At 66.6% G+C, this 14,014-nt stretch carries 10 protein-coding genes and 1 pseudogene; 4 read left to right on the forward strand and 7 right to left on the reverse strand.

Annotated elements, in window-relative coordinates; all coding sequences use genetic code 11:
* The first annotated feature begins 13 nt into the window (after window positions 1–13).
* Both tssH and ABWW33_RS22450 read left to right on the forward strand, forming a co-directional pair.
* Window positions 14–2,668: a type VI secretion system ATPase TssH gene (gene tssH, locus ABWW33_RS22445; RefSeq protein WP_353403815.1), complete on the forward strand. Its 2,655-nt coding sequence runs from the start codon at window positions 14–16 to the stop codon at window positions 2,666–2,668.
* Between the two features lie 11 nt (window positions 2,669–2,679).
* Window positions 2,680–3,366 carry a hypothetical protein gene (locus ABWW33_RS22450; RefSeq protein ID WP_353403816.1) on the forward strand — a complete coding sequence of 229 codons (687 nt, stop codon included), beginning with the start codon at window positions 2,680–2,682 and terminating at the stop codon, window positions 3,364–3,366.
* Between the two features lie 35 nt (window positions 3,367–3,401).
* Here the strand turns inward: ABWW33_RS22450 and tssA are convergent, their stop codons facing one another.
* Genes tssA through ABWW33_RS22485 form a run of 7 tightly spaced genes read right to left on the reverse strand, consistent with a single transcriptional unit; the run spans window position 3,402 to window position 12,737 of the window.
* The gene (gene tssA / locus ABWW33_RS22455) at window positions 3,402–4,451 is read right to left on the reverse strand and encodes a type VI secretion system protein TssA (RefSeq protein WP_353403817.1); all 1,050 of its coding nucleotides are present in this window, start codon (window positions 4,449–4,451) and stop codon (window positions 3,402–3,404) included.
* Between the two features lie 15 nt (window positions 4,452–4,466).
* Window positions 4,467–5,231 carry an OmpA family protein gene (locus ABWW33_RS22460; protein WP_176651177.1) on the reverse strand — a complete coding sequence of 255 codons (765 nt, stop codon included), beginning with the start codon at window positions 5,229–5,231 and terminating at the stop codon, window positions 4,467–4,469.
* 3 nt (window positions 5,232–5,234) lie between these two features.
* Entirely contained in the window at window positions 5,235–6,221 is a 987-nt protein-coding gene (tagF, locus tag ABWW33_RS22465; RefSeq protein WP_353403818.1) for a type VI secretion system-associated protein TagF, read from the reverse strand.
* Window positions 6,218–10,135, reverse strand: coding sequence for a type VI secretion system membrane subunit TssM (tssM, locus tag ABWW33_RS22470; RefSeq protein WP_353403825.1), 3,918 nt, complete (start codon window positions 10,133–10,135; stop codon window positions 6,218–6,220). Before tssM ends, tagF begins: the two co-directional genes overlap by 4 nt.
* Before the next feature lie 28 nt (window positions 10,136–10,163).
* The gene (locus tag ABWW33_RS22475) at window positions 10,164–11,621 is read right to left on the reverse strand and encodes a hypothetical protein (protein WP_353403819.1); all 1,458 of its coding nucleotides are present in this window, start codon (window positions 11,619–11,621) and stop codon (window positions 10,164–10,166) included.
* 3 nt (window positions 11,622–11,624) lie between these two features.
* The gene (locus tag ABWW33_RS22480; RefSeq protein WP_176651174.1) at window positions 11,625–11,888 is read right to left on the reverse strand and encodes a PAAR domain-containing protein; all 264 of its coding nucleotides are present in this window, start codon (window positions 11,886–11,888) and stop codon (window positions 11,625–11,627) included.
* Between the two features lie 9 nt (window positions 11,889–11,897).
* The gene (locus ABWW33_RS22485) at window positions 11,898–12,737 is read right to left on the reverse strand and encodes a M15 family metallopeptidase (RefSeq protein ID WP_353403820.1); all 840 of its coding nucleotides are present in this window, start codon (window positions 12,735–12,737) and stop codon (window positions 11,898–11,900) included.
* Window positions 12,738–12,910: 173 nt separating this feature from the next.
* Here ABWW33_RS22485 and ABWW33_RS22490 point away from each other — a divergent pair, with 173 nt between their 5' ends.
* Both ABWW33_RS22490 and ABWW33_RS22495 read left to right on the forward strand, forming a co-directional pair.
* On the forward strand, window positions 12,911–13,708 hold the full coding sequence (locus tag ABWW33_RS22490; RefSeq protein WP_353403821.1) for a hypothetical protein: 798 nt from the start codon (window positions 12,911–12,913) through the stop codon (window positions 13,706–13,708).
* Window positions 13,705–14,014, forward strand: a pseudogene (locus tag ABWW33_RS22495) (type VI secretion system tip protein VgrG); the annotation flags it as partial. The gene ABWW33_RS22490 and the pseudogene ABWW33_RS22495, both read left to right, overlap by 4 nt.

Raw genomic sequence — 14,014 nt, forward strand, 5'->3', positions numbered from 1 at the left:
AAAGGATAACAACATGAGCACCAACCTGAAAACGCTGATCGGAAAACTCAACGATACCAGCCGCACCGCCGCCACGCGCGCGGCCAGCCTGTGCATGTCGCTGGGCCATTACGAGGTCGATATCGAGCATCTGTTCCTGGCGCTGCTGGAGCAGCCGGCCAGCGACGTGGCGCTGATCGCCCGCCACAGCGACATCAGCATCGGCCAGCTGGAAGCGGACTTGCGGGCGGAGGTCGGACGCTTCAAGACCGGCAACGCGCGCACGCCGGTGTTTTCGCCGCGCCTGCCCAAGCTGTTCGAGAACGCGTGGCTGATCGCGTCGCTGGATTTGCAGGACAACCCGCAGGCGCGTATCCGCAGCGGCCACCTGCTGCAGGCGATGCTGACCGAGCCGGAACTGGCGCAGCTGGCGGCGCGCAGTTCCAGGCTGTTTAGCCGCTTCGACGTGGAACAGATCAAGCACAATCTCGACAAGATCACCGCCGGTTCCGACGAAACACCGCTGGCATCGTCCGCATCGCAGCCGCACGAGGGCGGCGATCCGGTCGGCGAACTGGCCGCGCGCGCACCAGGCAAGACGCCGGCGCTGGACCAGTTCACCACCAATCTGACGCAGCGCGCGCGCGAAGGCAAGGTCGATCCGGTGATCGGTCGCGACCAAGAAATCCGCCAGGCCATCGACATCCTGATGCGCCGCCGGCAGAACAATCCCATCCTGACCGGCGAGGCCGGCGTCGGCAAGACCGCCGTGGTGGAAGGACTGGCGCTGCGCATCGCGCAGGACGACGTGCCGGACGTGCTGAAAGGCGTGGAGATCCACACGCTGGACATGGGCCTGCTGCAGGCCGGCGCCAGCGTCAAGGGCGAGTTCGAGAACCGTCTGAAGAACGTCATCGACGAAGTGAAGAAAAGCCCGCACGCCATCATCCTGTTCATCGACGAGGCGCATACGATGATCGGCGCCGGCGGACAGGCCGGCCAGAACGACGCGGCCAACCTGCTCAAGCCTGCGCTGGCGCGGGGCGAACTGCGCACCATCGCCGCCACCACCTGGGGCGAGTACAAGAAGTATTTCGAGAAAGATGCCGCGCTGGCGCGGCGCTTCCAGGTGGTCAAGGTGGAGGAGCCGAGCGAGGAACTGGCCTGCGCCATGTTGCGCGGCATGGCGCCGCTGATGGAGAAGCACTTCGGCGTGCGCGTGTACGACGAGGCGATCACCGAGGCGGTGCGGCTGTCGCATCGCTACATCATGGGCCGCCAGCTGCCGGACAAGGCCATCAGCGTATTAGACACCGCCTGCGCCAAGGTGGCGCTGGGCCAGAACGCGACACCGGCCCGCATCGAACAACTGGCGCGGCAGATCGAGCGCATCGACGTCGAGGCCAGCTCGCTGGAACGCGAGCAGGCCGAAGGTGGCGCCGCACAGAAGGCGCGCCTGCAGGAGCTGCGGGAGACCCGCGCCGCAGCCGATGCGCAGCACAAGACCTTGTCCGAACGCTGGGAAAAGGAAAAGGCGCAGAGCGCTAAGATCATCGCCGCGCGCGTCGAGGCGTCCGCGCAGGCGGGCGATAGTGGCGGCCAGGGGCGCGATATCCAGGCGATGGTGGCGGAACTGCGCGAACTGCAAGGCGAAACGCCGATGGTGCCGGTGCAGGTCGACGGTCACGTGGTGGCGGAAATCGTCGCCGGCTGGACCGGCATCCCGCTCGGAAAAATGGTCAAGGACGAGATCAAGACCGTGCTGCGCCTGAAGGAAATGCTGGAACAGCGCGTGCTGGGCCAGCCGCATGCGATCGAGGCGGTGGCGCAGCGGGTGCGCACCTCGCGCGCCAATCTGGACGATCCGAACAAGCCGAAGGGCGTGTTTCTGTTTGTCGGCCCGTCCGGCATCGGCAAGACGGAAACCGCGCTGGCGCTGGCCGATGTGCTGTACGGCGGCGAGCGCAAGCTCATCACCATCAACATGAGCGAATACCAGGAAGCGCACAGCGTCTCCGGCCTGAAAGGTTCGCCGCCCGGCTATGTGGGTTACGGCGAGGGCGGTGTGCTGACCGAGGCCGTGCGCCGCAATCCCTACAGCGTGGTGTTGCTGGACGAAGTGGAAAAGGCTCACCCGGATGTGCTGGAGCTGTTCTTCCAGGTGTTCGACAAGGGTGTGCTGGACGATGCCGAAGGCCGCGAGATCGACTTCAAGAACACTATCATCATCCTGACGTCGAACGTGGCGTCGGCGGCGATGATGCAGGCTTGCCTGAACAAGCCGCAAGAGGAACTGCCGTCGGTCGAGGAGCTGGAGCAGCTGATACGTCCGCAGCTGATGAAGCAGTTCAAGCCCGCGTTCCTGGGGCGCCTGAAGGTGATTCCATACTATCCGATCGCGGACGATGTGCTGGTCGATATCATCAAGCTCAAACTGGGCAGGATCGAGCGCCGCATCGCCGCCAACCACAAGGCGGAGTTCAGCTACGACGAGGCGCTGGTGGAGGCGGTGCTGGCGCGCTGCACGGAGGTCGACTCCGGCGCGCGCAATGTGGACAACATCCTCAATGGCACGCTGCTGCCTGAGATCGCGGAATCGGTGCTGGCTCGTATGGCGGAAGGCGCCGCGATCGCGAAGATCAAGGTCAGCGCCAACAAGCAGGGTCAATTCAAATACACAGTCAAATAAGGAGAATTGCCATGAAACGCCAAGTTACCATCGCAGTATTGATGTCCACGCTGATACTGACGGCGTGCCAGAAGAAGGACAAGCAGGAGGAGGCACCGGCCGCCGCGCCGGCGCCGGCGGCAGCCCCCGCGCCAGCGCCTGCAGCAGCGGCGCCGGCAGCCGCGGCTCCGACCGCAGAGCAGGAAGAACTGGCCAGGAAACAGGCCTTGCTGGACTACGGCACCATGGAGGACAAGTACCTGAACGATCCGAAGGGGCAGTGGGCCGCGACGGCAAAGGCCAGTTCGACCTTCGGCGACGACAATGGCAGGGAGCCTTCGCCGGTCAATATGGCAAAGAACGCCGCCGGTCCATCGGATGACAACGATTGGAGCAACAACAACCAGGACAAGGGCTTCGACTGGCTGGAGCTGGGCTACGCCAAGCCGGTCAACGCGACCGAAGTCCGCGTCATCGTCCCGGGCGGCGACGGCGTGGAGGCGATCAACAAGGTGGAGCTGCAGGACACGGACGGCAAGTGGAACACCGTATGGTCCGGCATCAGCGACGTGAAGCAGGACCGGCGCGGCAACCGCACCTGGTTCGTGCGGACCTTCGACAAGACCGCTTACAAGGTCAAAGGCGTCAAGATCACCATCGCCAACAATATCCAGCGCGGCTACAAAAAGGTCGATGCGGTGCAGCTGGTCGGCGAATGACCGTGCCGGGGCCGTTAAGGCGGCCCCGGATTTTTTCAGTTCGGCGGCTGGACGCCCAGCAGCTCTTCAATGTGGGCCAGCGACGCCTGGTCCTTCACCACAGTGCGCAGCCAGGTGTGCAGGTCCTGCTCGCCGGCCGCCGCCGCCTTGTCGGCGTAGTAGGACGAGGGGCTATGCGGCTCGGTGCGGCGGAAGAACTCCGCCACGGCGCGCAGCAAAGCCACAGCCTGCGCGCGGTTGGCGATGACGCCGGGTGCGGTTGGCGCCTGGACGTATTCGTTGCCTGATTCCGGCATCGGCATGCCGGGCAAAACCACTGGACCGCCCGGCGCGGCAGGCTGCGTGCCATTCCCGGATACCGCATTGGCCGGTGCCGGTATCGCATGCAGCATCGCCTTCACCGCGTCGCGGGCGGAGGAAAACCCCGGGCTGTCGTTGCCGAGTTTTGCATCGGCCACACGTTCCAGCTGCTCCAGCGCCTCGACGCAGAAGTGCGCGTCGGCGCGGAAGCTGGCGGAAAATTGGGCCGAGTTGTTGCGCCTGGCCGCTTCAATATCTGCCAGCTTGGGCGCGCGGTTTTGCAGCGCCTCGTCGTTGCTGGCCGCGCGCCTGCGGGCCTGCTCGAAATCGAGGGTGGAATAGTCGCCGTTTTCGGTCAGGCCGATCTCGCGTACCAGCGCCGGCGTGCGGGCTAGTATCCAGCCAAGGTTGCCGACGCGCTGGTCGTTGTCGCCATTCTCGGCTTCCGGATACAAGCCCTGGTCCCAGTATTGATCGCATAGGCCGGCCAGCAGCAGATAGCCTTCGCCCAGTCCGCGCAGCTGGTGGACGCGCGCGCCGGCCTCGGTCAGCCAGACGGCCAGCCGCAGGTCCTTGCTGGTATTTTTAAGCAAGTGGGCGCAGCGGTCGACCACCAGCGGCCAGTCGGCCTCTTTCAGTTCGGTGACCCATTCGCCCTGGTCCAGCGACGGATCGTCGAATTTTCGCGCCTGCGCGATGGCGTCCAGTTCCGGGGAAAACGTCAGGTCGGCGCCGGCCGGATGGGTGTCGTTGATAGGTTGCAGCAGCTCTTGTGCGGAATACATCGTGTCCTCTTGGGTTTATTGCGCCATGCGGAATTCAATGCGGCGGTTGCGCGCGCGGCCTTCGGTGGTGTCGTTGCTGGCGACGGGACGGTCCGGTCCCTGACCGCTGGCGGTCAGCAGGTCGCCATTGATGCCGTGGCCCGACAGGTAAGCCTTCACCGCCTCGGCGCGCGCCTGGCTCAGGCCCTGGTTGGTGGCGCGCAGGCCGGCGCTGTCGGTGTGGCCGATGATCTCGACCTTGCGGTCCTTGAGCTTGCGCAGCGCGGCCACCATCTCGTCGAGGATGGCGCGGCCGGCTGGCGTCAGCTCCGCCTTGCCGCTTTCGAATTCGACGATGCGGTTGGCCAGTGCGCTATCGAGCACGCCCTGGTCGGCCGCCGATACGCGCAGGCCGTTGTTGACGGTATAGGTCGGATTCAGACTGGTGGCGATATTGCTGGCGATGCGCTGGCGGACGGCCTCGTTGCCCACTTCGCCGCGCAGGCTGACGGTGCTGCCGTCGATCTTCAACTGGCCGCGGCCGATCTGTTTCAGGTCGGCGGTGATCAGCTTTTGCACGTAGTTGTTCCAGTTGGCGGGCGTGGAGACCTTGTCGATGGAGATCTGGTCGACCACCTTGTCGGCGCCGTACACCTCGCGCAGTTTGGCCAGCACCGCCGCCTTGCTGGCTTCATCGGGCAAGGTGCCGCTGGCCAGCACCTGGCCAGGCTGCGGCGCGGCGGCCTGCGCGAACGCGGCGCCGGTGGACAACAGCAGCATGCTGAAAAGGAGAGTGCGCATGATTCAGGTTCCGATAAACGCCGCGCTGACGGATTCCAGCGCGGACTTGAGTGACAGGGAAGGTTGCGACAGATAGGTGGAGAGCTTCTTGACGCCGTAGTCGCTGTCGGCCTGCTCCTCGACCCATTCCAGTTCCTCGAAGGCGATCTGCCGCTCGCGCGCGGCCTGCGGGTCCATGATGCCGTGCAGCGTTTGCGGCGACGCGCCGCTGAAGCCGACCAGCAGCACCTGCTGCTCGCGCAGGCGGGTGAGGAACAGCGCCAGTTCGAAATCGGCGCGCGCCAGGAACGGCGTGATCAGATGCATCCAGAACGCCGCCACCAGGTTGCGGTACATCGGATCCCTCGGCAGCGGCAGCAGCAGGGTTTTGTCCAGGCGGCTGGAGCCGCTGGCCAGCACCGGCTGCAGCAGCATGCCCAGGGCCAGCAGCACCTGGCGCGCCGAACCGCGAAAGCCCGCTTCCGCCAGCAGCATATCGAGTGCGCCCACGGTCTGCAGTTCGAGGAAGTCGTCGAAGCTGGCCTGGTAGGCGGCGCCGCGCAGATCCAGCTCGACCGCCTCGCTGGCCGCCAGCTGCAGCGGCACGGTGGGGTCGCCGGCGTTGACCACGCCGCTGCTCAGCGCCGCCAGCCGCGTCCACAGCCGGTTGAACACCAGCGGCGAAGTCGCGACGAAAGCGGCGGGATCCGCCACCTCGACGCTGCTGGTCATCAGGAAGGGGAAGCGGCGCTGCGACTGGTCGCTGCTGGCGACGATGTGGCCGGCGATCGCGTGGCGCCGGCGCGGGCCGACGAAGGCGAAGTGCAGCGGCGCGACGGCGTCGTAGTTGAGTTTCCAGCGCGCGTCTGCGCTCATCAGGTCCATGGCCTGGGCCAGCCAGTCGTCCAGCACCTTGATCAAAGCCGGGCTGTCGCCGCCTTTGACGAAGTCGCCGCGTCCGGGCACCTTGCCGAAGTAGCCGATGTTGGCGGTGGTGGCGCCGCGGCTCATGGCTGTGCTCCCGCGGTGCGGATCACGCCGACCGGCGTTGGCGCCGGCGCGGTGGCCGGCGCCGGGACTGGGGCAGATGCGGGTGCTGGCACCGGCGTGGCCGGCGACGGCGCCGATGGAGCCGGCGGAGCCAGTGGCGCCACCGGTGCGGCGGCGGTCAGCGTGTCCGGCAGGCGCAGGCGCTTGAAGCCCGCCGACTGCGGCACCGCAGCCGGTGCCGCCGGCGCCGGCGCTGTGCCGACGATTTTCAGGTTGGCGGTGACGGCCACGCCGGCATTGTCCCAGGTCAGTTCGAATACGCCGTTGTCCTTGCGCTTGCGCTTGGCGGCATCGACCATTTTCTTCAGGCCGAAATGTCCGGTCTCGTTAAACAGCACCACGCTGCGGCCTTCCGGCGTGATGGCGGTGACGCGCGCGCCCGGCACGCCCTGCGGATTCGGCCAGACCATGTGCACCCAAGGCTGCGGCTGGCCGCGCCAGCGCAGCGCCTGGCCGTCGATCTCGATGGTGAACTCGGTGGCGCTGACGCCGCCCAGCGCCTGCAGGTCGAAGTTGGTCTGCGCTTCGCCGCCGCTCGATGCGGCCGCGTTGGCGACGCCGTTGGCGGCCAGCGGCGCTATCCAGCCGGGGAAGCTGGCCACCACCGGCGGCGCAAGGTTGATGCCCATGTTGGCCCAGGTCTTGGCGCTGAGCGTGTCGCCGCGCCGTACCACCAGCGGCCCGATGGTGGTGTTGAAAAACTTGGCGATGGCGCCGTCCGGCCCGAACACCACGGCGATTTCGGCGTTGCTCGCTTCGGCGCGCGATTCGGTCGCGAACGGGTACTTGAGCGCCAGCGTCTGGCGGAACGGCTGCACGACCTGCGCCGCCCACACCTTGTTGATCTCGGCCTCGGTGGGCTGTACGATGACGGCAAAGGTCTGCATCAGCGGACGCACCAGCAGCGGACGGATCGCGGTTTTCTGCGCATCGGTCATCCCGGTCAGCATCTGCTCGTCGACGTATTTGAGGGCGTCGGCCAGTTCCGAGCCGCTGCCGTCCAGCGTCTGCTGCATCAGCTGCTTGGCGCCTGGTCCGGGGTCGCCCTGGTTCTTGATCTGGTTGAAGCGCCCGCGCAGCTTGGACAACTGCTCCATGTAGCCGCGCATCAGCGACGCATCCTTGTCCTTGGCCACCACCATGCGCGCCACGCCGGAGAACTCGCGGCCCACGGGACCGAGCGGCAGGGCGGCGTTCTGCACGTTGCCGGTGTTGTTGAGGTTGACGTTGAGCTGCGACGGCTTCTGGCGCAGGATGGTCTCCTTGAACCAGCCGGCCACGCCGCGTTGCGCGCGTTGCAGGCCTGCGTCCAGCAGCGACGGGTTGTCCCACGAGGTCTGCTCGTAGACGGTGTTCATCAGCTTGTTCATGGGCGAGGTTTGCGGATCGCCCAGGCGATTCATGGCGCCGGCGGCCTGGTCGAAGTTGTTCAGGTCCTTGATCGTGACGCCCTGGACGAATTTCTGCCATTCCCGTGCGTAGTCGTTCTTGTACAGTTCCACCAGCGATTTCTGGATTTGTTCCGGGCTGCCTTCGAGCGTCAGGTCGTCGCGGGACGAGGTTTTCAGCACCCAGTCGGCGCTTTGCAGTTCGCGGTTGGCCGCTTCGCGGAAGGCGTCCTGCACGAAGCCCTGCCAGGCCTGGCGGGTAAAGCTGCCCGGCACGGCGTAGCTGCCGAGGACCAGTTCCTTGTCCTGCTCGCCGACGATGGAGGCCACCGTCACCGCCGGGAAGCGGGTGGCGGCGCGGGCCTTGACGTCGGCGTAGACGCGTTCGCGCGCCGGCATGCCGCGCACCACGCGGCGCAGGTTGTCGCGGGTCTGGTCGACCAGCGCCAGGCGGGTGTCGATCTTCGGCCACGACGTATCGTTGATTTGCGACAGATAGAACGAGATCATGCGCTCGGCGCTGCGTATCATCTGCTCGCGCGACATGCTGCCGCGATTGGTGTCCAGCCACACGCGCCAGAAACGCGTCAGCTGGTCGTTCAGGTGGCCGGCTTCGGCGCGCGATTTATCGCCCAGCATCAGGTAGGTCTTCAGCGCATTGTAGGCGTCTTCCGCGTTGGCCGGGGAGGCGTCCTTGAACTGCTGCGCGCCGCTGTTGATGGCGGCGGCCGCCTCGGCCTGGGTGGCGTTGGGCGGCGCCGAATTGCCGGAGCTGCCGGCCACCGTCACTGGCTTGTTCATCGGCTGCAGCTGGGCCGCGCCGCTGTTGACTTCCGCGAGGAAGGCTTCGAGCGACTGGCCGACCGGCTTGAGCATGACCTCGCGCACGCCGTTGAAGTATTCCTCGCGCAGCTTGCGGTCGAGCAGCGTGCCCTGGTACAGGCCCAGGCTGAGCGACAGCGGCCGGCTTTCCTCATGCTTGTCCAGCTGTTCGATGCGGTCCTGCAGGATCTCCAGCGCGGTGAAGCGCGATTGCAGGTCCATGGATTTTTCCTGCACCTTGATGGCCTGGTCCAGGTCCGCCTGCACGTTGGCCACCAGCTGGCGGTTGTTCATGTACGACCAGCTCCAGCCGGCCAGCGCCAAGCCGGCCAGCGCGGTGGCGCCGAAGAAGGCGGCGTAGCGCACACGGATCTTGGCCGGGCTGGCGTATTGCGCCACCAGGTCCTTGTCGGCGAAGATCACGCGGCGGAACAGGTTGAGCAGGAAGTAGCCTTGCTGCTGGTGCGTCGCTTCCTGGTCGGCCGGCTTCAGTTGAAGGTCGAAGCGCTGCGCCACGCGCTGCGACGAGGCGGACACCGACTCGCCTTCCTGCAATGCGCTGGTGAAGTAGAAGCCGCGGAACACGGGCTTGAACTGGAACGGGTTTTCCTCGAACAGCGTGGCGATGAAGGTGCGCAGCGGCGCCTTGATCGAATTGAACTCCAGCGGGAAGGTGAACACGCCGGGCGGCATGCGTTCGCGCCACTGCAAGGCCATGTTGGCGGCGCTCTGGTCTTTCAGGCCTTCGTACAATTCCTCGAAGCGGGCGTCGAATTGGTCCAACACCTGCTCGCTGCTGGTGTTGCGGCTGTAGGACAGGGTGGCGCCCCATACTTTGTCGCGTTCACCGCGCTCGCTGTCCTGGAAGAATTCGTTGAAGCCTGTGATCAGGTCGGCCTTGGTGAACACCACATACACCGGCGCATGCACCGCCAGCCGCTCGGTCAGTTCCTGCACGCGCTGGCGCAGGTTCTTGGCCAGATTGATGGCGAATTCCGGACGGTTGCGCGTCAGCTCGGCCACGCTGACGGCGATGATGATGCCGTTGATCGGCGCCTTCTTGCGATATTTTTTCAGCAGGTCGAGGAAGCCGAACCACTCGCCGCGGTCTTCGTCGACCACCGAGTAGCGGCCCGCCGTGTCGAGCAGGATGCCGTCGGTGGTGAAGAACCAGTCGCAGTTGCGGGTGCCGCCCACGCCCTGGACGATTTTGCTGTCGGCGAAGGGGAACTGCAGGCCGGAGCTGGCGATGGCCGTGCTCTTGCCGGCGGCGGGATTGCCGATCACCATGTACCAGGGCAGCTCGTACAGCGCGGCGTTGCCGGAGGTCTGGCCCAGCTTGGAGTTCTTGATGGTGCCGATCGCATCGAGCATACGGGTGCGCAGCGCTTCGGTTTCCTGGCGTTGCGCCGGATCGGCCTTGGTGGGTTTGGCCGCCTGCTGCTCCAGCATGTCGCCCAGCTTGCCGGCGGCGCGCTCGCTCTTGCGACGCCGCCAGTACCAGACTGCGGCGCCGAAGGCCAACGCCACGGCCAGCACGATCCACGGCAGGGCGGTGGGCCATTGCAGCAGCGCGGCGGCGATGAACAGCAGCGCGGCAAAGGCCAGCCAGCCGATGATGGTCAGCGTGCGGCGTTGGGTCAGGAATAGCCAGAATTTTTGCATCATGATAGGACTCGGTTGCTGTGAGTGGTCACGCCGCCAACGCTGGGCGCAACAGCGCGGCGTAGCGGCGATAGGGATCTTCGTTGCTGATGCAGAGGACGGGCGCGGCGCGGTCGCGCACCTCGGCGTCGGCCACGGCCAGCGCGGTCAGCCAGGTGACGGCGCCGCAGCTGCCGCAATTGGCGCCGATGCCGATGACGTCGGCGCCGGGATCGAGCTGCGGCGTGGCCGTGGTCACGACCTGCATCAATTCCGTCACGCGGCTGGTGCGGTGGCCGGTATCGGCGGCGACCAGTGCGACGGTGGCCGCGTCGGCCTGGCTGTCGTGCAGCACTTGCGCGGTGATGTCGGCCAGGCTGGTGTCGGTGTCGCGTTTGACGTCGTCGGCGGAAGCGCTGCGGCGGCTGGTGCCGACCGCCTGCAGCAGGCTGCCGCCGACGTTGCCGCCGGTGCCGCCGTCGATCGGGGTGGACGCCGCGTCGGCCAGCAGCAAGCCTGCCGCGCCTTCGCCGGGGATCAGGCCCTGCGGGTGGGCCGACGTGAACAGCGCGTTCTGGCTCGACAGGCGGTTGACGCCGTCCTCGCTCAGGTGCGAACCGGCGGCGATGACGATCGCCAGGCAGGGATGGCGGGCATCGCCGCAGCGTGCCAGCAGGGCTGCCAGCACCTGGCCGGCGTCGTCGCTGTCCTGGGCTTCCGGCGCCAGCAGCTGTTGCGGCCAGCCAGCCTGCGTCGTCAGGTAACGCAGCCATTGCTGCGCGAGGTGGCGCTGCTCCGGCTTCCATTCGAGCGGCCACATTGTCAACAACTGAAGGACGGGCGGAGCGGCTGCCGGTACCGCGTCGGGCGGCAGCAATCCTTGCTGGCGCTTCTGCTGTTGGTCCTGCCATGGCGCCAGCAACTGGTGACCGCAAGCTTGCGCGGCCAGTTCGCCTACCACTGCGCTGGCGGCGGCCAGCGCGCGCCATTGGCCTGCATCGAAGCGCGGATCGCCCAGCCGGTGCAAGTTGCGCCATTCGTTCAATTCGTCGCGCAGCGCGGCGTCGTCGGCATTTGGCAGACGCGCGCTCATGATCGGGTAGCCGTCGTCGTCATACAGTTCGCGATCCAACCCGGGCCTGGCGCGGTTGCCGGCCAGCGCGGCGCGCAGTTCGTCGACCGAATCGCCATGCGGTGCGCGCAGCGCGGTCGCGGCGATGGATAGCGCGGGTGCCAGCGGCGGCGGGGCGGGCGTGTCCGACGCGGCCGAAGCCGATGCCGCGCCTGCGGCCGCAGCCGATCCAGCCGCAGCGGGCATGCTGACGCGGGCCCAGGCCTTGCGGCCCAGCCACCACGCGGCCAGCAACGCCAGCGGCAAGACCAGCATGTAGAGCGCCAGTTCGCTGGTGGCCGGCATGCGGTTGGTCTCGCGCCAGTACCAGATCGCGCCGCTCCAGCTGCCGCCGAAGGCGACGCCGGTCAGGGCGAGGTTGCGCAACACGGTCATCGCTTACACCTGGTCCAGTGTCGCTTGCTGGGCGGCGATCAGCGTCGCGCCGCAGGAGGTCTTGTCGCCGTGGCGCGCGACCGGCTTGCCGTCGACCAGCATGCTCGGATCGCCGCTGCTGATGGTGCCGTTGCCGTGGCGCGGGCAGGTGATCTTGTCGCCCACGCGGGCGATGCCCTTGCCGCCGCTGTCGCTCATCTGCGATGCCTCGACCACGGTGCCGTTGTGGGATGTTTTGTCGCCTAATACGATGACTGGTCCTGCCATGCTGCTCTCCTATTTTTTCATCACGCCGGGCTGGCGCAGTTCCGTGTGCCCGAAATCCATCATCTTCCAGCGGCCGCCCCAGGTCAGGCCCAACGACTCGGCCACTTCGCCGTACAGCTGGTAGCCGCGCATGGCCCATGGGTCGCGCTCAGAAATCACCAGCCTGCCGTCGCGCAGGAAGGCGCAGTCGGCGGCCAGGCCGTATTGGTGCCAGCTCTGGAAGGCCGCGGCGTTGGTGACACTGCCGCCCATCGCGGCCAGCGTGTCCTGGCGCTCGGGGCTGCGGTAGCCTTCCAGCAGCGCCATGTCGTAGCCGTATTTCTCCTTCATGATGCGGAACGCCATCAGCAGGCGCTGCGCATACGCGCTATCGAGCAAGGCCCAGTCGCGGCTGGCCGAGACCAGCATGGGCCGCGCCAGTTGTACCTCGGCGGTGCTGAACACGAGCGGCGGCAAGGCCGGCGGCGGCACCAGCTGCTCGCCTTCCAGCAGGCCGGCCACCTGCGGATTGATCTCGCGGGTGGGGGCGTCGAAACCGTTCAGCGCCGGTTTGCCCGCCAACAGCAAGGCCAGCATCGGCGGCACGGACAGCAGCGCCAGGCCACCCAGGCACAGCACGTAATGCTCGGCGAAGAAATCCCGCAGGCCGTGCGCCGAGGCGCGCCCCGTTTGCGTCCACGCGCCCAGATCCTGCCGGCGGCGCCGCGCCAGCCGGCCCAGGCCCTGCTGCAGGCGCGCGCCGGCGCCGGCCAGCGCGGCGATGACAAATTCGCGCCCGGACGGGAACAACACCATCCAGCTGATGAGGCAAGCCAGCACAAAATAAAGGGATACAGCCAGTAAAAACACGTCGTCCTCGATGCGCCGCCCGGCGCCAATATTAGTGTCTAAAAAGCATTGCTCTGGAGTATATATTAGAGTTATGACAATCCTGCGCACGATTGAAAAGCCTGTTTGCTATCCGTGCGTCACGTTTTTCTTGAATGTCGTAAAGTAATATGAAATTTACAAGGGAGCTTATTTTGCAACGTGATGATGAACGCCCGTCGCCTAGTGGCCGCCCCAGTTTACTGTCCGAGGCGCAGCAGCCCGACAGCGGTCGTGGCGGCATATTGCATGGCCTGGAAGGCAAGCGTCCGGCGGCGGCCGCGCCATCGGGAAAACGGAGAGGCGGCAGGATGGAGCTCGCAGCGGCTGGCGCGGCGGTAGTTGCGCTGGCGGTGATGATAGGCGTGGCGGTGTGGATGAACAGCGATGACGAACCGGCGACGCCGCCTTCCGCCGCAGTCCCCGTTGCGCCGGCGATTGCCGAAGTCAGCGCGCCCGCCCCGGCGGCGCCGGTGGCGACCATCGTCGAGGATACCGCCGCCGTCAGCCCGCCGGCCGACAACACGCGGTCGCTGAAGGACTTGCTGAACGACACGCCGGCCACGCACGACCATGACGAGCTCAGCGCCGCGCTGGAGCGGCCGCACGCAACACCTGCGCCTGTACCGGCCAAGGTCAAGCTGGCCGAGCACAAAAAAGCCGAGAAGCCCAGGAAGCCGGTGCAAGTGGCCAAGAAGGCCGACGGTAGCGGCAAGCCCAAGCCTGCCGCCCCGGACAGCGACGTCACGCTGCTGGCCGCGCTGATGGCGCATGTTCAGTCAGGCAATCCCGGCAAGGCGCCATCGACGCCGGCTTACCAGCTCAAGCAATGCAGGCTGATGAACGAGGCCGGCGCCGCGCAATGCCGTGAACACTTGTGCTCGACCACCGCCCGCAAAGAGCCTGAATGCAAGGCGCAGCCGGCAACCGTCAAGACCGCTGCCGAATCATGAGCGTGGCGTTGATTGAGCGGATCACCGCGGCGCTGGCGCAGTTCTCCAGCGCCACCCGTTTGTACGAGCTGACGCTGGCGCAGGACGACAACGCCGAACTCGGCGCCGGCGGTCTGCTGGTCGAAGCGTTTGCCGCCGCCGACGGCGTGCAGGACGCCGGCGCGCGCGACGTCATCGTGCTGTCGACCAACGCGCTGATCGACCTGGCGCCGCTGCTGGGGCAACAGGCCAGCCTCGCCGTCAGCCTGGCCGACGGCAGCCGCACGCAATTTCACGGCGAGATCACGCAGGCCGCCATGCTGGGCA

The sequence above is a fragment of the Duganella hordei genome, assembly GCF_040369125.1.
In the GTDB taxonomy this organism is placed as follows: domain Bacteria; phylum Pseudomonadota; class Gammaproteobacteria; order Burkholderiales; family Burkholderiaceae_D; genus Rugamonas; species Rugamonas hordei.